Source organism: Gordonia sp. 11cp (assembly GCF_057767225.1).
In genome coordinates this window covers 2,166,167-2,188,075 of the sequence record NZ_CM173437.1, presented here as the reverse complement: position 1 = coordinate 2,188,075, position 21,909 = coordinate 2,166,167, and the positions used below count along the sequence as shown (strand labels likewise).

The 21,909-nt window shown below is 67.8% G+C and carries 19 protein-coding genes; 18 read left to right on the top strand and 1 reads right to left on the bottom strand.

Annotated elements, in window-relative coordinates:
- The first annotated feature begins 76 nt into the window (after window positions 1-76).
- The 3 genes from AC3B6C_RS09645 to gad all read left to right on the top strand — a co-directional run bounded on the left by AC3B6C_RS09645 (window position 77) and on the right by gad (window position 2,896).
- The gene (locus AC3B6C_RS09645) at window positions 77-583 is read left to right on the top strand and encodes a hypothetical protein (RefSeq protein WP_488375848.1); all 507 of its coding nucleotides are present in this window, start codon (window positions 77-79) and stop codon (window positions 581-583) included.
- A gap of 78 nt (window positions 584-661) precedes the next feature.
- Window positions 662-1,426, top strand: a complete 765-nt coding sequence (locus AC3B6C_RS09640) for a MerR family transcriptional regulator (RefSeq protein ID WP_055476055.1) — start codon at window positions 662-664, stop codon at window positions 1,424-1,426.
- 45 nt (window positions 1,427-1,471) lie between these two features.
- Window positions 1,472-2,896, top strand: a complete 1,425-nt coding sequence (gene gad / locus AC3B6C_RS09635; RefSeq protein WP_488375846.1) for a glutamate decarboxylase — start codon at window positions 1,472-1,474, stop codon at window positions 2,894-2,896.
- 1 nt (window position 2,897) lies between these two features.
- On the opposite strand, the gene AC3B6C_RS09630 is transcribed toward gad, so the two are convergent.
- The gene (locus AC3B6C_RS09630) at window positions 2,898-4,211 is read right to left on the bottom strand and encodes a UDP-N-acetylmuramoyl-tripeptide--D-alanyl-D-alanine ligase (protein ID WP_488375844.1); all 1,314 of its coding nucleotides are present in this window, start codon (window positions 4,209-4,211) and stop codon (window positions 2,898-2,900) included.
- Between the two features lie 78 nt (window positions 4,212-4,289).
- Between AC3B6C_RS09630 and AC3B6C_RS09625 the strand changes: the two genes are divergently transcribed.
- The 15 genes from AC3B6C_RS09625 (at window position 4,290) to nuoN (ending at window position 21,747) form a co-directional block, all read left to right on the top strand.
- Complete coding sequence (locus AC3B6C_RS09625; RefSeq protein WP_488375843.1) at window positions 4,290-5,366, top strand: D-alanine--D-alanine ligase family protein; 1,077 nt, start codon at window positions 4,290-4,292, stop codon at window positions 5,364-5,366.
- A gap of 84 nt (window positions 5,367-5,450) precedes the next feature.
- Entirely contained in the window at window positions 5,451-5,858 is a 408-nt protein-coding gene (locus AC3B6C_RS09620) for a hypothetical protein (protein ID WP_014925076.1), read from the top strand.
- A 160-nt stretch (window positions 5,859-6,018) separates the two neighbouring features.
- Complete coding sequence (locus AC3B6C_RS09615) at window positions 6,019-6,423, top strand: NADH-quinone oxidoreductase subunit A (RefSeq protein ID WP_010844709.1); 405 nt, start codon at window positions 6,019-6,021, stop codon at window positions 6,421-6,423.
- A 40-nt stretch (window positions 6,424-6,463) separates the two neighbouring features.
- Window positions 6,464-7,018, top strand: a complete 555-nt coding sequence (locus AC3B6C_RS09610; protein WP_010844710.1) for a NuoB/complex I 20 kDa subunit family protein — start codon at window positions 6,464-6,466, stop codon at window positions 7,016-7,018.
- A complete protein-coding gene (locus tag AC3B6C_RS09605) occupies window positions 7,015-7,722 on the top strand; it encodes an NADH-quinone oxidoreductase subunit C (protein ID WP_488375841.1) in 708 nt (235 codons plus the stop codon). The genes AC3B6C_RS09610 and AC3B6C_RS09605 overlap by 4 nt, the downstream gene beginning before the upstream one ends.
- Window positions 7,722-9,035 carry an NADH dehydrogenase (quinone) subunit D gene (gene nuoD, locus AC3B6C_RS09600; RefSeq protein ID WP_010844712.1) on the top strand — a complete coding sequence of 438 codons (1,314 nt, stop codon included), beginning with the start codon at window positions 7,722-7,724 and terminating at the stop codon, window positions 9,033-9,035. Before AC3B6C_RS09605 ends, nuoD begins: the two co-directional genes overlap by 1 nt.
- Window positions 9,032-11,047: an NADH-quinone oxidoreductase subunit NuoF gene (gene nuoF, locus AC3B6C_RS09595; RefSeq protein ID WP_488375839.1), complete on the top strand. Its 2,016-nt coding sequence runs from the start codon at window positions 9,032-9,034 to the stop codon at window positions 11,045-11,047. Before nuoD ends, nuoF begins: the two co-directional genes overlap by 4 nt.
- Window positions 11,044-13,470, top strand: coding sequence for an NADH-quinone oxidoreductase subunit G (locus tag AC3B6C_RS09590; RefSeq protein WP_488375838.1), 2,427 nt, complete (start codon window positions 11,044-11,046; stop codon window positions 13,468-13,470). The genes nuoF and AC3B6C_RS09590 overlap by 4 nt, the downstream gene beginning before the upstream one ends.
- Window positions 13,467-14,801, top strand: a complete 1,335-nt coding sequence (gene nuoH / locus AC3B6C_RS09585; RefSeq protein WP_010844715.1) for an NADH-quinone oxidoreductase subunit NuoH — start codon at window positions 13,467-13,469, stop codon at window positions 14,799-14,801. The genes AC3B6C_RS09590 and nuoH overlap by 4 nt, the downstream gene beginning before the upstream one ends.
- Window positions 14,794-15,357 carry an NADH-quinone oxidoreductase subunit NuoI gene (gene nuoI / locus AC3B6C_RS09580; protein ID WP_055476067.1) on the top strand — a complete coding sequence of 188 codons (564 nt, stop codon included), beginning with the start codon at window positions 14,794-14,796 and terminating at the stop codon, window positions 15,355-15,357. The genes nuoH and nuoI overlap by 8 nt, the downstream gene beginning before the upstream one ends.
- A complete protein-coding gene (locus AC3B6C_RS09575; protein ID WP_010844717.1) occupies window positions 15,354-16,142 on the top strand; it encodes an NADH-quinone oxidoreductase subunit J in 789 nt (262 codons plus the stop codon). The genes nuoI and AC3B6C_RS09575 overlap by 4 nt, the downstream gene beginning before the upstream one ends.
- Window positions 16,139-16,438 (top strand): NADH-quinone oxidoreductase subunit NuoK, encoded by a 300-nt coding sequence (nuoK, locus tag AC3B6C_RS09570; RefSeq protein ID WP_010844718.1) that lies wholly within the window; start codon window positions 16,139-16,141, stop codon window positions 16,436-16,438. Before AC3B6C_RS09575 ends, nuoK begins: the two co-directional genes overlap by 4 nt.
- Window positions 16,439-16,448: 10 nt before the next feature.
- Window positions 16,449-18,362: an NADH-quinone oxidoreductase subunit L gene (gene nuoL, locus AC3B6C_RS09565; RefSeq protein ID WP_488375836.1), complete on the top strand. Its 1,914-nt coding sequence runs from the start codon at window positions 16,449-16,451 to the stop codon at window positions 18,360-18,362.
- Window positions 18,359-19,963, top strand: a complete 1,605-nt coding sequence (locus tag AC3B6C_RS09560) for an NADH-quinone oxidoreductase subunit M (RefSeq protein ID WP_488375835.1) — start codon at window positions 18,359-18,361, stop codon at window positions 19,961-19,963. Before nuoL ends, AC3B6C_RS09560 begins: the two co-directional genes overlap by 4 nt.
- Window positions 19,963-21,747: an NADH-quinone oxidoreductase subunit NuoN gene (gene nuoN / locus AC3B6C_RS09555; RefSeq protein ID WP_488375834.1), complete on the top strand. Its 1,785-nt coding sequence runs from the start codon at window positions 19,963-19,965 to the stop codon at window positions 21,745-21,747. Before AC3B6C_RS09560 ends, nuoN begins: the two co-directional genes overlap by 1 nt.
- Window positions 21,748-21,909 lie beyond the last annotated feature (162 nt).

Here is a 21,909-nt window from a genome sequence, read left to right as displayed (position 1 = left end):
GCGCCCACCCCAAACCGGCGCAAGGCACCGGCGACCTGTTCGGCCGGTGGCATCCCGTTCGCTACGGTGGTGAACCATGTCGCGCAGAACTCGTCCCACCGGTGCCACCACGAGCCACTCTCGCCGATCGATCAGGGTTGCCGCGGCGGCCGTCGGCCTCGCCGCGGCGATGTCGACGCTCCTCGGATGCGGCGCGGAACAGGACGTGACCACCGCGTCGTCGACCACCCAGGCCGGCGCCGCGGAGTCGGGACCGCAGTCCGCCGAACAACCCGCCACCTCGCCTCCGGTGGTCCCCGGTCGCAAACCCGTGTCGTCGACGCAGACCTCCAGCGCGACGCAGTCCGACGACTCCGACACCACCTGCGGCACCATCCCCGGCCCCGACGGCGCGCTGCGCGTGCTGATCCTCGCCGGCGACGTCGCCTGCGACTCGGCGACGAGCATCGCCGCCCAGTACGGGCCGAAGATCGCGAGCGGCCAGCAGCAGTCGGTGGCCGGATGGACGTGCGCACCATCCCAGCTCGAAGGCGTCCTCGCCGCCTGCCAGAAGGGCACCGCGGTCATCGGTTTCGCACCCTGATCCTCGCAATGGGCTTGACCCTCACGTGACGTGAGGCAGCAGGGTGTCGATGTGAGCGAGGACAAGCACACTTCGAAGATGGATGCCCGGGAGCTGACCGTGGGTGTCGTCGCCGGCATGGTCGGCGTCAGCATCCGCACGCTGCACCACTATGACCAGATCGGTCTGGTGGTGCCATCCGGCCGGACCCCGGCCGGATACCGGGTGTACGACGACACCGACGTCGAACGACTCCACCAGGTACTCACCTATCGAGAGCTGGGCTTTTCCCTCGAGCAGATCGCGACCCTGCTCGACGACCCCGATGCGGACCCGCTGAGTCATCTGCAGACCCAGCGTGCGCTCCTCACCGACCGGATCGACCGCTTGCTCCGGATGGTCGCAGCACTGGAGGAGATGATGAACGCCAAGAACGAGGGCATCTCGCTGTCGGCGAGTGAGCAGGCCGAGATCTTCGGGGACGACTGGCTCGGGGACGAGTACGCCGCCGAAGCCGAGGAGCGCTGGGGGAACACCGAGGCGTGGACGCAGAGCCAGAAGCGGTCCGCCCAGTACTCCAAGGACGATTGGCAGCGGATCAAGGACGAGACCGACGATCTCGAGCGCCGTCTCGCCGAGGCGATGCGTCGCGGGGTGACACCTGGAACCGCCGAGGCGAATTCGCTCGCCGAGGAGCACCGCGCACAGATCGGCCGCTTCTACGACTGCGACCACGACATGCAGGTCTGCCTGGCCGACATGTACGTCGCCGATCCGCGCTTCACCGAACACTACGACGCCCAGGCTCCGGGCCTGGCCGTGTATCTGCGGGAGGTGATCCGCGCAAACGCGGGCCAAGCGTGAAGATCGCCGCCCGCCGGGCGTCGTGGTCGATTAAGTTACCTGTTCATGACCACTGACGAGGGCGTCCACAACCAATCCGGCGGAGCGCGCGCGACGACCAACATCGGCGATGCGATGTCGTTGCGGACCGTCTTCACCCGGACGGGCGAGGCCACCGAGCTCCCCAAGTTCTCGCTCAGTGACTCGATGTTGTTGCCGGAGACGGCATATCAGATCGTCCACGACGAGGCGATGCTCGACGGCAATGCGCGACTGAACCTCGCGACCTTCGTCTCGACGTGGATGGACGGCGAGGCGCAGAAGCTGTATGCCGAGACCGTCGACAAGAACATGATCGACAAGGACGAGTATCCGCAGACCGCCGCGATCGAGGACCGGTGCTGGCGCATCCTCGCCGACCTGTGGCACAACCCCGACGTCGAGAATGCCATCGGCACCTCGACGATCGGGTCGTCGGAGGCGTGCATGCTCGGCGGACTCGCCCTCAAGCGGCACTGGCAGACGCGGCGCCGCGCCGAGGGCAAGTCGACCGAGAACCCCAACATCGTGCTGTCGACGGCGGTGCAGGTCTGCTGGGAGAAGTTCTGCAACTACTTCGAGGTCGAGCCGAAGTGGGTGCCGATCAGTCCCGACCACCTCGTCCTCGACGGTCACGAACTCGAGAAGTACGTGGACGAGAACACCATCGGGGTCGTCGCCATCATGGGGCAGACCTACACCGGCATGTACGAGCCGGTGACCGCGATCGCGGCCAAGCTCGACGAGATCCAGGCCGACACCGGCCTCGACGTGAAGATCCACATCGACGGTGCGTCGGGTGCGATGATCGCCCCCTTCTGCCAGCCCGACCTCGAATGGGACTTCCGGGTCGACCGGGTCGTCTCGATCAACACCTCCGGCCACAAGTACGGTCTCGTGTACCCGGGCGTCGGGTGGATCGTGTGGCGCGACACCGAAGCACTACCGGAGAGCATGGTGTTCCACTGCTCCTACCTCGGCGGTGACATGCCGACGCTGGCGCTCAACTTCTCCCGACCCGGCGCCCAGGTCTTGCTGCAGTACTACATGTTCCTGCGGCTGGGCCGGGACGGCTTCACGCAGGTCCAGCAGGGCTCCCTCGATGTGGCGCAATGGCTTTCCTCGCAGATCGCCCAGATCGACGGGCTCGAGTTGGTGAGCAAGGGCGACACCATCCCGGTCTTCGCGTGGAAACTGAAGGCCGGGCACACCGAGAACTGGAATCTCTACGACCTGTCCGACCGGCTGCGCATGAAGGGCTGGCTGGTTCCCGCCTACCCGATGGCCGACGATCTCGCCGACCTGACCGTGCAGCGAATCGTCGTGCGCGCCGGGCTCAGTCACGATCTCGCGCGTGCACTCATCGCGGACATCGAGGCCGAGGTGAAGTTCCTCGACCGCCTCGAGAGCCCGATGCCGCGCGAGGGCGACGGGTCACACTTCCACCACTGAGCTAGTCCAGCAGCGCCTGTGCCACGCGCTCGAGCGCGGCGACCCGACTGCCCTTGACCAGCACCGCGGCGCCCTCCTCGAGGGTGCCGAGTTCGGTCGCCACGCCGTCGACGTCGGAGACGTGCCGGGCGGAGTCGCCGTAACCGGCCTCGGCGACCGCGATGACCTCGATCCCGAGGTCACGGGCCTCGAGCGCGATCGCGTGATGCTGGGCGGGTGAGTCGGCGCCGAGTTCGGCCATGGTGCCGAGGACTGCCACCCGTCGCGTCGCGGGCAGGGCGGCCAGCGACCGTAGTGCCGCCGACATCGACGTCGGGTTCGCGTTGTAGGCGTCGTTCAGCACCACCACGCCGCGCGACGAGGTCGTCAGTTCCATTCGCAGGCCGGACAATTGCGCACCGAGCAGGCCGGTCGCGATGTCCTCGACAGCGACCCCGAGACCGCCGCCGGCAGCCGCGGCGGCGAGCGCGTTGGGGACCTGATGTTCGCCGCGTGCGCCCAACCGGACATCGGTCGATCCCCACGGGGTGTGCAACCGGAACGACGCGCGTAGTTCGTCGTCCATCACGATGTCGGAGGCGTACACATCGGCGTCCGGTGAGAGTCCGTAACGCAGGACGCGAGCCGAGGTGCGGTCCGCCATCGCCGCGACGTACCGGTGGTCGGCGTTGAGCACCGCGATCCCGTCGGCCGGTAGCGACTCGACCAGTTCACCTTTCGCGCGCGCGACGGACTCGATGTCGCCGAACAGCTCCAGGTGGACGCCCTCGACGCGGGTGATGACGCCGACCGTCGGATGCGCGATGGAACACAGCAGGTCGATGTGCCCGATTCCGCGTGCGCCCATCTCGAGGACCACCGCCTCCACGTCGTCGGCGGCCGCGGCGAGGGTGATCGGGAGTCCGAGCTCGTTGTTGAACGACTTCTCGCTGGCTGCGGTCCGATAGGTGGTGCCCAGAACTCCGGCGAGCAGATCCTTGGTCGAGGTCTTGCCGACCGAGCCGGTGATGCCCACCACGCGATCGGGGATCCGTGTGCGGACGGCCCGCCCGAGGTCGGCGAGCGCGAGTGCGGTGTCGGCGACGCGGATGGCGGTTCCGCCGACCGGATCGGTCCGTGAGGTGAGGTAGGCGCCGGCCCCGCCGTCGATGGCCGCCGGGATGAAGTCGTGGCCGTCGCGCTCGGCCACGATCGGTACGAACAGCTGACCCGGCCGGATGCTCCGCGAGTCGATGCTCGCCCCGTCGATCTGCACGTCGGGCCCCAGGAGTTCCCCGCCCACGGCCTGCGCGACCTCGCTCGCTCTGAAATGCACGGTCTCACGCTAGCCGACGAGCACTGCCGCCCCGCACACGGCGAGAGCCCGATCGCAAGGGGCCGTATCGTGACAGTCATGTCTTCTCGGCTGCTGCGTCTGGTGGTTCTCTACGGTGGCGTCTCCGCCGAGCACGATGTGTCGCGGGTCACCGCGGCGCACGTCCTGGCCGCCGCCGACCGGGCCAAATACGACCTGGTCCCCATCGGCATCGCCAAGGACGGGGCGTGGCTTCGCAACGACAAGGCGATCGCGGCCATCGCCGACGGGACGCCACTCCCCGACACCCTCGAGGTCGCCGGGACCGCCGTCGACCCGCTGACCGAACTGCGAGGTCACGCCGACGAGGCCATCACGGTCGTCCTTCCGCTTCTGCACGGTCCGCACGGCGAGGACGGCACCATCCAGGGGATGCTCGAGCTGTTCAAGCTGCCCTATGTCGGCGCCGGTGTGCTGTCGTCGGCGGTCTGCATGGACAAGGCGATGGCCAAGATCGTCGCCGAGCAGGCGGGCATCCCGCAGTGCCGCTGGGTCGAGTTCCGCGACGGCGTCGACGACCCGGAGACGGTCACCGCCCGCGCGATCGACGCCCTGGGGCTCCCGGTGTTCGTCAAGCCGGCGAACCTCGGCTCGTCGGTGGGCATCACCAAGGCGCACGACGAGGCCGAACTCGACGCGGCGGTGAACCTCGCGCTCCGCTACGACAACGTGGTCATCATCGAGGAGGCGGTGACCGGTCGCGAGATCGAGGTCGCCGTTCTCGGCGACACGGCACCCGAGACCTCGGTGCCGGGCGAGATCAAGCCCGGCAGCGAGTTCTACGACTACGAGGACAAGTACGTCACCGGTGCCGCCCAGCTCGTCATCCCCGCCCCGGTGTCCGACGCGGCGGCCGCCGAGGTTCGCGAACTCGCGGCGAAGACGTTCACCGCGATGCGGTGCAGCGGCATGGCCCGCGTCGACTTCTTCTACGAGGAGTCCGGCCGTGGCTGGCTGCTCAACGAGGTCAACACCATCCCCGGATTCACCCCGGGGTCGATGTATCCCAAACTGTGGGAAGCGAGCGGCGTGTCGTACCCGCACCTGATCGATTCGCTGGTGACCTTCGCGCTCGAGGTGCACCGTCGCCGCGTGGGTTTCTCCACCGAACACTGATCCACCCGGTCCGTGGCGGACATGTGCACATAGCGCGCACGTTTTCCACAGATCGCGAGCGTGTCGGGTTGTAGCATCGCAACCGTGACCCACTCCCAGTCTGCGCGGGCCCTGCGAGTGCTGGTCTATTCCGACGACGCGCAGACCCGCGCCCAGGTCATCGGCGCGATCGGCAGCCGCCCGGACCCCGGGATCCCGCCCGTCAGCTACATCGAGGTCGCCACGGCCCCAATGGTGTTCGCGCAGCTCGACGCCGGTGTCATCGACGCCGTGATCGCCGACGGCGAGGCCACCCCGGCCGGCGGCATGGGCCTGGCCAAGCAGATGAAGGACGAACTCGATCCCAGCCCGCCGGTGCTCGTCCTCCTCGGACGCGCCGACGACCGGTGGCTGGCGGACTGGTCGCGCGCCGACGCCGTGTCCGTGCTGCCGGTCGATCCGATCGCCCTGCCCCGTGCGTTCGTCGAGATGGTCGGAAACGCCGAACTCTAGAAAACAGTGACTCGCGCCACACACTCACCTAGGCTTGTGTTGCAGCTCACATTCGTACTGGCGGACCAGATCGGCAGCCGGCGCGGATAGGACGAACACCCGGGCCGGCCGCACCGAACAGGTGCACTCCGGTCGCCACAAGCGAGGAGGGGTCCGCGCTTTGAACGCCTACGTCCCGATCATGATCCTCGGGGCAATCGGCGTGGCGTTTGCCGTTTTCAGCGTCTTCATCGGCATCGCGATCGGTCCGAAACGGTACAACCGCGCCAAACTCGAGCCCTACGAATGCGGCATCGAGCCGGTCGAACAGAGCCTGCTCTACCCGACGCGACGCACCGCGGGCGGCGCCGTGGCGACCGGTTCGGTCCAGCGCGTGCCGGTCAAGTACTACCTCACCGCGATGCTCTTCATCATCTTCGACATCGAGATCGTGTTCCTCTACCCGTGGGCCGTTGCCTTCGACTCACTCGGGTGGTTCGGCCTCATGGCCATGCTCTTGTTCATCGTCAACGTGTCCGTCGCGTACGCCTACGAATGGCGCCGCGGCGGACTGAGTTGGGACTGAGAGCTTTTCGCACGATCCGACACCGGCAAGGAGGTCACCCATGGGACTCGAGGAGAAACTCCCCAGCGGATTCCTGCTGAGCACCGTCGAGGATCTGGCGGGCTTCATGCGCAAGGGCTCGCTGTGGCCGGCGACATTCGGGCTCGCCTGCTGCGCCATCGAGATGATGGCCACCACGTCGGGGCGCTATGACCTCGCACGCTTCGGCATGGAGGCGTTCCGGGCATCGCCACGTCAGGCCGACCTCATGATCGTCGCCGGCCGGGTCAGCCAGAAGATGGCACCCGTCCTGCGGCAGATCTACGATCAGATGCCGGAACCCAAATGGGTTCTCGCCATGGGGGTCTGCGCGTCGTCGGGCGGGATGTTCAACAACTACGCGATCGTCCAGGGCGTCGACCACGTGGTCCCCGTCGACATCTATCTGCCGGGCTGCCCGCCGCGTCCGGAGATGCTGCTGCACGCGATTCTGAAACTGCACGAGAAGATCCAGGAGATGCCGCTCGGGGTCAACCGCGAGGAGGCCATCTGGGCGGCCGAACGCGCAGCCCTCCAGGCCACCCCGACGATCGAGCTCAAGGGGTTGCTCCGATGACGACGCCCGCAGGCCACCAGGATCCCGAGAATCCGGCGCCTCCGCCCCCCGATTCCGAACAGATCGGCGTCCGGCACGGCCTGTTCGGCCCGCCCGGAACCGGCGACACGTCGGGATACGGCGGGCTGGTCCGGCCGGTCACGCTGCCGCCCAGCTCGTCCCGTCCGTACGGCGGCTACTTCGACGAGATCGCCGATCGCCTGCGAGACGAACTGGGCGATCGTCACGACGACGCGATCGAGAAGGTCGTGGTATTTCGCGACGAGATGACCATCCACGTTGTGCGCCGGCATCTCCCGGCCGTTGCATTGGCTCTTCGCAATGCGCCCGCCCTGCGCTTCGAACTCTGCCTGGGGGTCAGCGGTGTCCACTACCCCGGCGATGCGGACCGGGAACTCCACGCCGTCTATCCCCTCGCATCGCTCACGCACGGTCGACGAGTGCGGCTCGAGGTCGCGGCTCCGGACGCCGATCCGCACATCCCGAGCATCTGTGACATCTACCCGACCAACGACTGGCACGAACGCGAGACCTACGACTTCTTCGGCATCGTCTTCGACGGCCATCGATCTCTGACCAGGATCGAGATGCCCGACGACTGGGAGGGGCATCCCCAGCGGAAGGACTACCCGCTCGGCGGAGTCCCCGTGGAATACAAGGGAACCCGCATCGACCCGCCCAACCGGAGGAGGTCGTACAACTGATGACCGACACCCACACACGCACCTACACCGTGTCCGGGCAGGACTGGGACTCGATCGTGTCCGACGTCCGCACCCGCGCCGAACAACAACCCGGTGACGAACGCATCGTCGTCAACATGGGTCCGCAACACCCGTCGACACACGGGGTCCTGCGTCTGATCCTCGAGATCGAGGGCGAGACCGTCACCGAGGCCCGCTGCGGAATCGGATACCTGCACACCGGGATCGAGAAAAACCTGGAGTACCGCAACTGGACTCAGGGCGTCACGTTCGTCACGCGGATGGACTACCTGTCGCCGTTCTTCAACGAGACCGCCTACTGCCTCGGCGTCGAGAAACTCCTCGGCATCACCGACGACATCCCGGAGCGTGCCACCGTCATCCGGGTCATGCTGATGGAACTCAACCGCATCTCCAGCCACCTCGTCGCATTGGCCACCGGCGGAATGGAACTCGGTGCCGTCACGGCGATGTTCCTCGGATTCCGCGAACGGGAGATGATCCTCGACCTGTTCGAACTCATCACCGGCCTCCGGATGAACCACGCCTACATCCGGCCCGGGGGTGTCGCACAGGACCTCCCGGCGGATGGTGTCGAACGTGTCGCCGAGGTGATCCGACAACTCCCCGGCCGCCTGGACGAACTCGGAGATCTGCTGACCGACAACTACATCTGGAAGGCGAGGACCCAGGGCGTCGGTTACCTGGATCTCACCGGCTGCATGGCACTCGGGATCACCGGCCCGGTGTTGCGGTCGGCCGGGTATCCGCACGACCTACGCCGAGCCGAACCATACTGCGGTTACGAGGACTACGAGTTCGACGTCATCACCGAGGACACGTGCGATTCGTACGGCCGCTACCTGATCCGCGTCCGGGAGATGCGTGAATCGATCCGCATCGTCGAACAGTGCCTGGAACGCCTGCGTCCGGGGCCGGTGATGGTCGCCGACCGCAAACTCGCCTGGCCTGCCGACCTCGCGCTGGGGCCGGATGGACTGGGCAATTCGCCCGAGCACATCGCGCGGATCATGGGGACCTCCATGGAGGCTCTCATCCACCACTTCAAACTGGTCACCGAGGGCATGCGCGTCCCGGCCGGCCAGTGTTACATCGCCGTCGAATCACCGCGGGGCGAACTCGGCGTCCACATGGTCAGCGACGGCGGCACCCGTCCGTACCGCGTCCACTTCCGCGACCCGTCGTTCACGAATCTGCAAGCGGTCGCCGCGATGTGCGAAGGCGGGATGGTCGCCGACGTCATCACGGCGGTGGCCAGCATCGACCCCGTGATGGGAGGCGTGGACCGATGACCGATCCCGTGTTCGTGGACCTGAGCACCGCACCGCCGCCGGAGGGATCGGCGCCGGCGCACGCCACCCCGGTCCCACCCATCGTCTTCGACGGCCCGACGGACTACCCGGTCGAGGTCGCCGAGCACCTCGCCACACAGGCCCGGCCGATCGTGGCCCGCTACCCGCAGGCTCGATCGGCGCTGCTGCCGCTGCTGCACCTGGTCCAGTCCCAGGACGGCCGCCTCACGCGCGCCGGCATCGAGTTCTGCGCCGCGCTACTGGATCTGACGCCCGCACAGGTGGCCTCGGTCGCCACCTTCTACTCGATGTACCGGCGCACACCCACCGGCGAGTACCTGGTCGGCGTCTGCACCAACACCCTCTGCGCGACCCTCGGCGGCGACGAGATCCTGCGCTCGGTCTGCGACCACCTCGGCGTCGAACCCGGGGACACCACAGCCGACCACCGCATCACCGTCGAACACGTCGAGTGCAACGCGGCCTGCGATTTCGCGCCGGTGGTGATGGTCAACTGGGAGTTCTTCGACGACCAGACCCCGGAGTCGACCATCGAGCTGATCGAGGACCTCCGTGCCGGCGTCGAGGTCACCCCGGCTCGCGGAACCGGTCCGGTGCGATCGTTCCGAGAGACCGAACGGGACCTTGCCGGGGTGGTCGCGCCGGCCCCGGCCGAGCAGCCGACGAGTGCAGCACCCGACCCCGAGCCCGAACCTCCGGAGGCCCCGGTCCTGTCCCGCCACTGGAGCGAGCCGGAATCCTGGACCCTCGACAATTACCGACGCCACAACGGCTATCGCGCGTTGTCGACCGCGTTGCGGACTCCGCCCGACGACATCATCGAGATGGTCAAGGCCGCCGGACTCCGCGGCCGCGGCGGTGCCGGCTTCCCGGTGGGCATGAAGTGGTCGTTCATCCCCCAGGGCGACGAGACCATCCCGCACTATCTCGTGGTCAACGCCGACGAGTCCGAGCCCGGCACCTGCAAGGACATGCCGCTGATGCTCGCCTCACCGCACACCCTCGTGGAGGGCGTGATCATCGCGGCCCATGCCATCCGGGCTCACCACGCGTTCATCTACGTACGCGGCGAAGTCGCCTCGGTTCTCCGGCGATTGCGCACCGCCGTCGACGAGGCCTACGCCGCTGGTTATCTCGGCGCCGACATCCTGGGTTCGGGCTTCGACCTCGAACTGGTCGTCCACGCCGGCGCGGGTGCCTACATCTGCGGCGAGGAAACCGCACTGCTCGATTCGCTCGAGGGCCGACGGGGACAGCCCCGCCTGCGCCCGCCCTTCCCGGCGGTCGCCGGGCTGTATGCGAGTCCGACGGTCGTGAACAACGTGGAGTCGATCGCGAGTGTCCCGTCGATCGTCCGTAACGGCGTCGACTGGTTCCGATCCATGGGCACCGAGAAGTCGCCCGGGTTCACCCTCTACTCGCTGTCGGGCCATGTGACCCGTCCCGGACAGTACGAAGCGCCGCTGGGAATCTCGCTACGGGAACTGCTCGATCGCGCCGGCGGGGTGCGCGCCGGTCACGAGCTGAAGTTCTGGACGCCGGGCGGGTCGTCGACGCCGATGCTGACGCCGGAGCACCTCGACGTCCCGCTCGACTACGAGGGCGTCGCCGCGGCCGGGTCGATGCTCGGCACCAAGGCCCTGCAGATCTTCGACGAGACGACGTGTGTGGTCGGCGCTGTTCTGCGGTGGACGGAGTTCTACGAACACGAGTCCTGCGGGAAATGCACCCCGTGCCGCGAAGGTACGTACTGGCTGGTGCAACTGCTCCGTCGTCTCGAGCACGAGGGCGGGACCGCCGCGGACCTCGACACCCTCGCCGACGTCACCAACAGCGTCGTCGGCAAGTCGTTCTGCGCTCTCGGGGACGGCGCGGGCAGCCCGATCGTGTCGTCGTTGGAGTACTTCCGCGACGAGTATCTGGCTCACCTCGACCACGGGTGCCCGTTCGATCACTCACGGTCGACCGTCTGGTCGGGAGGCGTCCGATGACACTGGTTCACGGCAGCGGTCCGGCGACCGAGACAGACAACCTGGTGGGCATCACGATCGACGACCGTGCTGTCCGGGTTCCCAAGGGCACCTTGGTCATCCGTGCGGCCGAGCAGATCGGGATCACGATCCCGCGGTTCTGCGACCACCCGCTCCTGGAACCGGTCGGCGCCTGCCGGCAATGCCTCGTCGAGGTCGAGGGACAGCGGAAGCCGCTCGCGTCGTGCACGACCGTGGCCACCGAGGGGATGGTCGTGCGGACACAGCTCAGTTCCGAGATCGCGGCGGGAGCCCAGCGCGGGGTGATGGAGCTCCTCCTGATCAATCACCCCCTGGACTGTCCGGTGTGCGACAAGGGCGGCGAGTGCCCCCTGCAGAACCAGGCGATGTCGGCCGGGCGCGCGGAGTCCAGGTTCGACGGCGTCAAGCGGACCTTCACCAAGCCGGTCCCGCTGTCGTCGGAGGTCCTGCTCGACCGGGAGCGGTGCGTGCTGTGTGCCCGCTGCACCCGATTCTCCACGCAGGTCGCGGGTGATCCGCTCATCGAGCTCGCGGATCGCGGTGCGCTGCAACAGGTCAGCATCTACGCCGACGAGCCGTTCGACTCCTACTTCTCCGGGAACACCGTCCAGATCTGCCCGGTGGGTGCGCTGACGGGCGCGCAGTACCGGTTCCGCGCACGTCCTTTCGACCTGGTGTCGACGCCGAGCGTGTGCGAGCACTGCGCCAGTGGCTGCGCCCAGCGCACCGATCACCGCCGCGGCAAGGTCCTGCGACGGCTCGCCGGCGACGACCCCGAGGTCAACTCGGAGTGGAACTGCGACAAGGGACGCTGGGCGTTCGCGTACGCGTCGTCGGCGGAGCGGATCACCGCTCCACTCGTCCGGGACCGGCACGGCGAACTGCGTGAGGTGTCCTGGGCGCACGCGGTGCGCGTCGCGAGCGAGGGGTTGTCCCGATCGCTGGGCAACACCGGTGTTCTCACCGGCGGCCGGCTGACCGTCGAGGACGCCTACGCGTACTCACGATTCGCGCGGACCGTGTTGCGCACGAACGACGTCGACTTCCGCGCCCGCAGCCACAGCGCCGAGGAGGCCGCCTTCCTCGCCGCCCGCGTCGCCGGGCGCGGACTCGAGACCACCTACGAGGACCTGTCGAGCGCGCCCGCAGTGCTGCTCCTCGGGTTCGAACCCGAGGAGGAGTCCCCGATCGTCTTCCTGCGTCTCCGGCGCGCGGTCCGCACCTCGGGTCAGCGCGTCGCGACGCTCGCCCCGTTCGCGAGCCGGGGCGCAACCAAACTCGACGCCACGCTCTTCCCGACCGTGCCGGGTGACGAGGCCCGGATGCTGCGGTCGGAGGCGGTGCTCACCCACCTCGAGCCACCCGGTTCGGTCATCGTCGTCGGCGAACGGCTCGCCACCCGGCCCGGTGCGCTGCTCGCGGCCACGCAGCTGGCCGAGCGCACCGGCGCCCGACTGGCGTGGATCCCGCGACGCGCGGGCGAACGGGGCGCACTCGAGGCGGGAGCCCTGCCGGGACTCCTGCCCGGAGGGCGCCCGCTCGACGACGACGCCGCCCGTACGCCGGTGGCCGACGTCTGGGGCACCGACCTCGACCCACGGCCCGGCCGAGACACCGCCGGGATGATCGATTCCGCGCGCTACCACGGACTCTCGCTGCTGATCGCCGGTGTGGACATCGACGACCTCCCCGACCCCACCGCGGCGACCGAGGCGCTCGCCGCCGCCCCGTTCGTCGTCAGCCTCGAGCAACGCCACAGCGCCGTCACGCGATCCGCGGACGTGGTGTTCCCGACCGCCGTCGTCGCCGAGAAAGAGGGCACGTTCGTCGACTGGGAGGGCCGCCCGCGGAGCTTCACCACCGCCCTGAAGGATTCCGGCCATCTGTCCGACCACCGCATCCTCGACGCGATCGCCCGGCAGATGGGTGTCGACCTCCGATGTGGCGATGTGGCGACCATCCACATCGACCTGCGACGGATCGGTGGGTGGTCGGGCCGGCGGCCCGCCGTCGACGCCGTCGACATGCCGCAGCGCACTCCGGCCGCCGGCCAGGCGGTCCTGGCCGGATGGCACATGCTGCTCGACGAGGGACGGATGCAAGACGGGGAGCCGTACCTCGCCGGTACCGCCCGCCCGCCGGCGGCTCGGCTGGCGCGCTCCACCGCAGCCGAAGCCGGTGTCGCGGCGGGTGGCCGTCTCCGCGTCAGCACCGCCGACGGCGCCATCACCCTTCCGGTGGAGATCACCGACATGCCCGACCGGGTGGTCTGGCTCCCGCTGTTCTCACCCGGCTCGCACGTCCACGCGGCGCTCCGCGCGCAGGAGGGGGATCTCGTCGCCCTCGCGCCCGCTCCAGCACCGGTCGACATCACAGACGACACCGCAGGGGGCGCCCCGTGACACTCGCCGTCGACTACCCCACCCTCGACGACTTCGGGCTCGATCCGATCTGGCTCGTCGTCGCCAAGGCGGTGGCGGTGTTCGCGTTCCTCGTCGTCAATCCGCTCGTCGCGATACTGCTGGAACGAAAGATCATGGCCCGCATGCAGACCCGGATCGGTCCGAACCGGGTCGGCCCCAAGGGAATCCTGCAGAGCCTTGCCGACGGGGTCAAGCTCGCACTCAAGGAAGGGATCATCCCCACCGGCGTCGACAAGGTGATCTACCTGCTGGCGCCGATCATCGCGGTCGTTCCGGCGGTGATGGCCTTCGCGGTCATCCCGTTCGGGCCGATGGTGTCGGTGTTCGGTCACCAGACACCGTTGCAGCTCACCGACCTCCCGGTCGGGGTCCTGTACGTCCTGGCCGTGACATCGGTGGGCGTCTACGGGATCGTGCTGGCCGGCTGGTCGTCGGGCTCCACGTATCCACTGCTCGGTGGCCTCCGGTCGACGGCCCAGGTCATCTCCTACGAGATCGCCATGGGACTCACCTTCGCCGCGGTGTTCCTCGACGCCGCGACCATGTCGACATCGGGAATCGTTGCCGCGCAGGAGCACCACTGGTATGTACTGCTGCTCCTGCCCTCGTTCGTCATCTACGCCATCTCGATGGTCGGTGAGACCAACCGGGCACCCTTCGATCTGCCCGAGGCCGAGGGCGAGCTGGTCGGCGGGTTCCACACCGAGTACTCGTCGTTGAAGTTCGCGATGTTCATGCTCGCCGAGTACATCAACATGGTCACCGTCTCCGCGCTCGCCACCACGCTGTTCCTCGGCGGTTGGCAGGCGCCGTGGCCGGTGAGCGCCTTCGACTGGGCCAACTCCGGTTGGTGGCCCGTGCTCTGGTTCACGCTGAAGGTGTGGGTGTTCCTGTTCGTGTTCATCTGGCTGCGAACCAGCCTGCCGCGCTTGCGGTACGACCAGTTCATGAACCTGGGCTGGAAGGTCCTGATCCCCATCTCTCTCACCTGGGTGATGGTCGTCGCGATCATCCGGGCCGCGTTCGCCGGTGAGGACGCCGACCTCACCCGGGCACTCGTGTCCGCGGGAGCCGGGCTCGTGGTCACGGGTCTGATCGCCTACGCGGTCTTGCGGCTGATGAGGATTCCCGACACCCCTGATGCGGCGGATGAGTCCGGAGACCCGGCCGCACCCGACGAGTTCGACCCGATGGCAGGCGGATTCCCCGTTCCGCCGATGCCCGGTCAGGTGATCCAACCGGGGACCACATCCGAGCCGGGCACACCCGTCACCGATCCGACAGCGAACAGGGAGACCACCGATGCCTGACTTCCTGAAACCCGTGAGCGGTTTGCGTGTCACCTTCGGCGGCATGTTCCAGCCGACGATCACCGAGCAGTATCCAGAGGAGAAGCGACCCACCGCCGCGCGATACCACGGCCGCCACCAGTTGAACCGGCATCCCGACGGCCTGGAGAAGTGCATCGGGTGCGAGCTGTGCGCCTGGGCCTGTCCGGCGGATGCGATCTATGTCGAGGGCGCCGACAACACCTCCGAGGAGCGCTACTCACCTGGCGAACGGTACGGCCGCGTCTACCAGATCAACTACTTGCGGTGCATCGGTTGCGGGCTGTGCATCGAGGCGTGCCCCACGCGAGCGCTGACGATGACCAACGACTATGAGCTCGCCGACGACAATCGCGCCGACCTCATCTACGAGAAGGACCGTCTGCTCGCTCCGCTGGAACCCGGCGTCGAGGCGCCGCCGCATGCGATGGCACCGGGCTCCACCGAGGAGAACTACTACCGGGGTGAGGTGAGTGCCGACGGCCGTGTGGACCTGCCGGTTCCGACGGTCCGGGGTCACCGGGAGACGCAACCATGACCGCCGCGGACACCCTGTGGCTCGCCGACGAGGCGGTTCGCACCTCAACCGGTGAGGCGATCCAGTTCTGGGTTCTCGGAACCGTCGCCGTCGCAGGCGCTCTGGGCGTCGTCTTCGCCACCAAAGCCGTCTATTCGGCGATCTTCCTGGCCACCACGATGATCGTGCTCGCGGTCTTCTACGTCGCGCAGGGGGCACTGTTCCTGGGTGTGGTGCAGGTGGTGGTCTACACCGGCGCGGTGATGATGCTGTTCCTGTTCGTCATCATGCTGATCGGCGTCGACTCGTCGGACTCGTTGCGCGAGACGTTGCGCGGTCAGCGGGTCTCCGCCGCGTTGATCGGACTCGGCTTCGGGGTTCTGCTGATCGCCGGGATCGGCAGCGCCACCGTCGGAGTCGTCACCGGGGCCACCGCCCCCGACGCGATGGCCGCCGGCAGCGACGACGCCGTCGAGGCCATCGCCGAGCTGATCTTCGTCCGCTACCTGTGGGCCTTCGAGCTCACCGGCGCGCTCCTCATCGCCGCCACGCTGGGCGCCATGGTGCTGGCGCACCGGGAACGCTTCGGACCGCGGCTCACCCAGAAGGAACTGTCGCAGGCGCGGTTCCGCAGTGGGGTGAACCTGACCCCGCTGCCGACACCTGGCGTCTACGCGCGACACAATGCAGTCGACGTGCCGGCACGCCTGCCCGACGGCTCCCCGTCGGACTTGTCGGTGAACGCCATCCTGGCCGCGCGGACACTTCGCGCCCACACACCCGAGGAGCCGGGGGGTGGCCGGTGAACCCGGAGAACTACCTCTACCTCGCGGCGCTGCTGTTCACCATCGGCGCCGCCGGAGTACTGCTGCGACGCAACGCGATCATCGTCTTCATGTGCATCGAGCTGATGCTCAACGCGGCCAACCTCGCCTTCGTCACCTTCGCCCGGATGAACCAGTCGTTCGACGGCCAGGTGATCGCCTTCTTCACGATGGTCGTCGCCGCGGCGGAAGTGGTGGTCGGGCTGGCGATCATCATGACCATCTTCCGATCGCGCCGGTCGGCGTCGGTCGACGACGCGGATCTGCTGAAGCGGTAGAGGAGGATTGGTGAACGCCGAACTCACTGCGTCACTGCTCTGGTCGATCCCCGCACTGCCGCTCGTGGGTGCCGCGATCCTGCTCCTCGGCGGACGCGCGACCGACCGGTGGGGGCACCTGCTCGGTACGGGTCTGGCGATCGCGTCGTTCGCGGTCGTGCTGATCATGTTCACCGGCATGGTGTCCCGTTCCGCCGACGACCGCGCCGTGTCGGACGTCCTCTTCAGTTGGGTACCGGTTGGCGAGCTGCAGGTCGACTTCGGGTTGCGCCTCGACCAGTTGTCGATGTGCTTCGTCCTGCTGATCACCGGCGTCGGTTCACTCATCCATGTCTATTCGATCGGCTACATGCAGCATGATCCCGATCGTCGTCGATTCTTCGCCTACCTCAATCTGTTCCTCGCGGCCATGCTGGTGCTCGTCCTCGCCGACAACTACCTGGGTCTGTATCTCGGCTGGGAAGGCGTCGGGCTCGCGTCTTACCTGCTGATCGGCTTCTGGCAGTACAAGCCGTCGGCGGCGACCGCCGCGAAGAAGGCGTTCGTCGTGAACCGGGTCGGCGACATCGGGCTGGCCGTCGGGCTGATGATCATGTTCGCCACGTTCGGATCGGTGTCCTTCACCGCCGTCTTCGACGGCGCCTCGCAGGCGGGCGAGACCACGCTCACCGCACTGGGTTTCGTGCTGCTCCTCGCCGCGTGCGGCAAATCGGCGCAGGTACCGCTGCAGTCCTGGCTGGGCGACGCGATGGAGGGCCCGACACCGGTGTCGGCCCTGATCCACGCCGCGACCATGGTGACCGCGGGCGTCTATCTCATCGTCCGCTCGGGCCCGATCTTCGACCTCGCCCCCGCCGCCCAGGCAGGGGTCGTGGTCGTCGGCGCGGTCACCCTGCTGTTCGGCGCGGTCATCGGTTGCGCGAAAGACGACATCAAGAAGGCGCTGGCCGCGTCGACGATGAGCCAGATCGGGTACATGGTCCTGGCCGCCGGGCTCGGGCCGGCCGGTTACGCGTTCGCCATCATGCACCTGCTGACCCACGGCTTCTTCAAGGCGGGGCTGTTCCTGGGCGCAGGTTCGGTGATGCACGGGATGAACGACGAGACCGACATGCGCCGCTACGGTGGCCTGCGCACCCTGATGCCGATCACGTTCGCCACCTTCGGTGTCGGCTATCTCGCCATCATCGGCGTACCGCCGTTCGCCGGCTTCTACTCGAAGGATCACATCATCGAGGCGGCGTTCGGAGCCGGTGGCGCCAAGGGGCTGATCCTCGGTGGCGCCGCACTTCTCGGCGCCGGGATCACCGCGTTCTACATGACCCGGGTCATGCTGCTGACCTTCTTCGGCGACAGGCGCTGGCACGACGGCACCGACGCGCCGGTACCGCATCCGCACGAGTCGCCGCGGGTGATGACCGGTCCGATGATCCTGATCGCGCTCGGCTCCGTCGCATCAGGCGGCCTCCTGGCCATCGGCGGATCGCTGGAGACGTGGCTCGAACCCGTTGTCGGAGAACACACCGCGCACCACCTCATCCCGGTGTGGGCGATGACCGCGATCATCCTCGTCGTGGTCGCCGCCGGCGTTGCCGTCGCCTACCGTCAGTACGCGACCCGTGCGGTGCCGGTGACCGCACCCGAGGACGTGTCCGTGCTGACCGTCGCCGCCCGCCGCGATCTGTACGGCGATGCCGTCAACGAAGAGCTGCTGATGCGGCCGGGCCGGCGCCTCACCTCCGGGTTGGTCGCGGTCGAGTCCGACGGGGTCGACGCACTCACCAGCGGCGTCGGCGATGCGGTGACCGGTGCGTCGGGTCGAATACGGGGCTGGCAGAACGGGTATGTCCGGTCCTATGCCCTGTCGATGTTCGCGGGCACCACGGTGATCGTGGCCCTGGTGATGGCGGTGAATGTCCTGTGAGCATCCCCTGGCTGACCGTCCTCTGGGTCGCGCCCGCGGTCGGCGCGGCGCTTGTCCTGGCGGTGCCGGCGCACCGGGCGACCGCCGCGAAGTGGTTCGCTCTCGTGATGTCCGTGGCGGTTCTCGTCCTGGCGATCGGCCTCGCTATCGGTTTCGATCCCGGTGGCGAGCGCTACCAGTTCGTCGAGGATGTCAGCTGGATACCGGCGCTGGGCACGCGGTACGCGCTCGGTCTCGACGGCATCGGACTGGTGTTGGTGCTGCTGACCGCGGCGCTACTGCCGCTGCTGCTCGTCGCCGGCTGGCGCGATGCGGAATCCGTCGGCTCGCTGGACAGCTCGGGCGGTCGCGCGCAGAAGGGTCCGCACATCTATCTGGCACTGTTCCTCGCGACCGAGGCGATGGTGCTGATGAGCTTCGTCGCCCTCGACGTGCTGCTGTTCTACATCTTCTTCGAGGCGATGCTCATCCCGATGTACTTCCTGATCGGCGGGTTCGGCACCGGGCCGAACCGATCGGCCGCGGCGGTGAAGTTCCTGCTGTACAACCTCTTCGGCGGCCTCCTCCTGCTGGCCGCGGTGGTCGGGCTCTACGTGGTGACCGCGCAGGACGGGGTGGGCGCGGACGGTGGCGGGACCTTCGCGCTGCAGGACATCGCCGCCGCGGTCGCCGGCGGACAGATCGACGATTCGACCGGGCTGGCCAAGCTGCTGTTCCTCGGCTTCCTGTTCGCATTCGCGGTGAAGGCGCCCCTGTGGCCGCTGCACTCGTGGTTGCCCGACGCCGCGGTCGCAGCCACTCCCGCCTCGGCGGTACTGATGATGGCTGTCATGGACAAGGTCGGGACCTTCGCGATGCTGCGGTTCTGCATGCAGCTGTTCCCGGATGCGTCACAGTATTTCGCGCCGCTCGTCTGCGGACTCGCCGTGGTCGGCATCGTCTACGGCGCGATCCTGGCGATCGGCCAGACCGACGTGATGCGGCTGATCGCCTACACATCCATCTCCCACTTCGGCTTCATCATCCTCGGGATCTTCGTGATGAACGACCAGGGTCAGACCGGCTCGGCCCTCTACATGGTCAACCACGGGATCTCCACCGCGGCACTGTTCCTCATCGCCGGGTTCCTGGTGTCGCGCCGTGGGAGCACCCTGATCGCCGACTACGGAGGGGTGCAGAAGGTCGCACCGGTCCTCGCGGGCACCTTCCTGGTCGCCGGGCTCGCCACCCTCTCGCTCCCCGGGCTCGCCCCCTTCATCAGCGAATTCCTGGTTCTCATCGGCACATTCACCCGATACCCGGTGGCCGCGGTGGTCGCCTGCTCGGCGCTCGTCCTCTCGGCGATCTACATCCTCTGGACCTATCAGCGCATGATGGGCGGGCCGCCTAAGACGCCCGACGCCCGCTCGTCGCCGATGCGGGACCTGGCGGGACGCGAGCTGGTGGTCGTCGCACCGCTCCTCGCCCTGCTCATCGGGCTGGGGGTGTACCCGAAACCGATGATCGATCTGATCGATCCCGCGGTGCAGGCAACGCTCACCACCGTCGGCGTCGAATCGCCCGAACCGGCTGTGGCCGAGCCTGATGCGGAGGGCAACTGATGAATCCGAACACCCTCGTCGGAGACTCGATGACGCTCGCTGCCATCGACACCCCCAGCGTCGAGTACGCATCACTGTCACCGATGCTCATCGTGTTCGGCGCCGGGGTCGTCGGGGTGCTGGTCGAGGCGTTCGCGCCGGGACGCCTGCGCTATCCCATGCAACTGTCTCTCTCGCTCGGCGGACTGGTCGTCGCATTCGCTGCGCTGATCACGCTGGCGGTCGCGCAGACACACGATGGCGCGAACGGTGAGTTCGCGATGTCCGGCGCGGTCGTCGTCGACCGGCCGGCACTGTATCTGCAAGGACTGCTGCTGATCATCGCGATCGTTGCGGTCGGGTTCATGGCCGAACGTCGGCTCGAGCGCGTCGTGGCGCCCGTGACGATGCGCAGACTCGCCGGGGTCGGCGGGGCCGAGTCGGCGGCCGGCGCAGGCACCGCCGGCGTCGGTCCGAACGGTGGTGGGGTCGACGCGGACATGTTCACCCCCTCGGGAGCCTCGGTGCCCAACACCGACGCCGAGTTCGAGGCCACCCGCGCCGGTGCGGTGACCACCGAGGTCTTCCCGCTGGCCCTGCTCGCGGTGGGCGGGATGATGTTGTTCCCGGCGTGCGGTGATCTCCTCACGATGTTCATCGCGCTGGAGGTGTTCTCGCTCCCGCTGTATCTGCTGTGCGGACTCGCGCGGCGGCGGCGCCTCATCTCGCAGGAGGCCTCGCTCAAGTACTTCCTGCTGGGTGCGTTCTCGTCGGCGTTCTTCCTGTTCGGCTCGGCGTTCGTGTACGGCGCCACGGGTTCGCTCAACCTCTCGACGATCGGTGCGTCGATCTCGGCGGCCGCCGGCAGCGGCGGAGATACGACGCTGGCACTCATCGGACTGGCTCTCCTCGCCGTCGGCCTGCTCTTCAAAGTGGGTGCGGTGCCGTTCCATTCGTGGATACCGGATGTCTATCAGGGCGCGCCGACGCCGGTCACGGCGTTCATGGCCGCAGCAACCAAGGTCGCCGCCTTCGGCGCGCTGCTTCGTGTGTTCTACGTCGGCTTCCCCGCACTCCGCGAGCAGTGGGAACCCGCACTGTGGGCGGTGGCGATCGCCTCGATGGTGATCGCCTCGGTGATGGCGGTGACCCAAACGGACGTGAAGCGCATGCTGGCTTACTCGTCGATCGCGCACGCCGGGTTCATCCTGCTCGGCCTGATCGCCTTCGACGACGCCGGGCTCGGCGCCACGCTGTTCTACCTCGCCGCCTACGCCTTCACCACTCTCGGCGCGTTCGCCACGGTCGCCGTGATCCGCGAGCCCGACACAGACACCCGGACCTCCGCTCGCAATGCCGTCGTCCACGGCGCGACACCGACACCGCGCAACCCCCACCTGTCCGGCCGCGAGGCCACCGACCTCACCCAGTGGTCGGGGCTGGGCCGCCGATATCCGCTTGTGGGTGCCATGTTCGCGGTCTATCTGCTCTCGTTCGCGGGCATCCCACTGACCAGTGGCTTCATCGCCAAGTTCGACGTCTTCGCCGCAGCAGCCGGTTCCGGCGGCGGCGTACTCGTGGTCATCGGCGTCATCAGCAGCGCGATCGCCGCATACGTTTACATCCGCATCATCGTCGCCATGTTCTTCGACGACGTACCCGCCACCGGCGCCCCGCACGTGGTGAAACCCAGTGTGCTGACGACGTCCGGCATCGCCCTGTGCACTCTCGTGACGGTGGCCCTCGGCGTCTTCCCCCAACCGCTGCTCGATCTCGCCGATTCGGCGTCGGTGTTCTTGCGCTGATCTGGCGACACCTGGCCTTCTTCTGGGAACTTACCGGGCTCGCGGCGCGTCCGCCTGCAGCGAACGATCTGAATCAGAACTTGTCCACAGGCGATGATCTCTTCCGCCGCGGGAGTGTCGGTCCACTACTATCGCTACGGGTCCGAACTATTCGGACTCGCG

Bases quoted from the DNA above. Each gene is read 5' to 3' on its own strand.
- AC3B6C_RS09645 (WP_488375848.1), top strand. From the start codon at position 77: ATGTCGCGCAGAACTCGTCCCACCGGTGCCACCACGAGCCACTCTCGC.
- AC3B6C_RS09610 (WP_010844710.1), top strand. From the start codon at position 6,464: ATGGGACTCGAGGAGAAACTCCCCAGCGGATTCCTGCTGAGCACCGTC.
- nuoF (WP_488375839.1), top strand. From the start codon at position 9,032: ATGACCGATCCCGTGTTCGTGGACCTGAGCACCGCACCGCCGCCGGAG.
- AC3B6C_RS09605 (WP_488375841.1), top strand. From the start codon at position 7,015: ATGACGACGCCCGCAGGCCACCAGGATCCCGAGAATCCGGCGCCTCCG.
- AC3B6C_RS09640 (WP_055476055.1), top strand. From the start codon at position 662: ATGGATGCCCGGGAGCTGACCGTGGGTGTCGTCGCCGGCATGGTCGGC.
- nuoN (WP_488375834.1), top strand. From the start codon at position 19,963: ATGAATCCGAACACCCTCGTCGGAGACTCGATGACGCTCGCTGCCATC.
- nuoD (WP_010844712.1), top strand. From the start codon at position 7,722: ATGACCGACACCCACACACGCACCTACACCGTGTCCGGGCAGGACTGG.
- nuoI (WP_055476067.1), top strand. From the start codon at position 14,794: ATGCCTGACTTCCTGAAACCCGTGAGCGGTTTGCGTGTCACCTTCGGC.
- gad (WP_488375846.1), top strand. From the start codon at position 1,472: ATGACCACTGACGAGGGCGTCCACAACCAATCCGGCGGAGCGCGCGCG.
- AC3B6C_RS09590 (WP_488375838.1), top strand. From the start codon at position 11,044: ATGACACTGGTTCACGGCAGCGGTCCGGCGACCGAGACAGACAACCTG.
- AC3B6C_RS09625 (WP_488375843.1), top strand. From the start codon at position 4,290: ATGTCTTCTCGGCTGCTGCGTCTGGTGGTTCTCTACGGTGGCGTCTCC.
- AC3B6C_RS09575 (WP_010844717.1), top strand. From the start codon at position 15,354: ATGACCGCCGCGGACACCCTGTGGCTCGCCGACGAGGCGGTTCGCACC.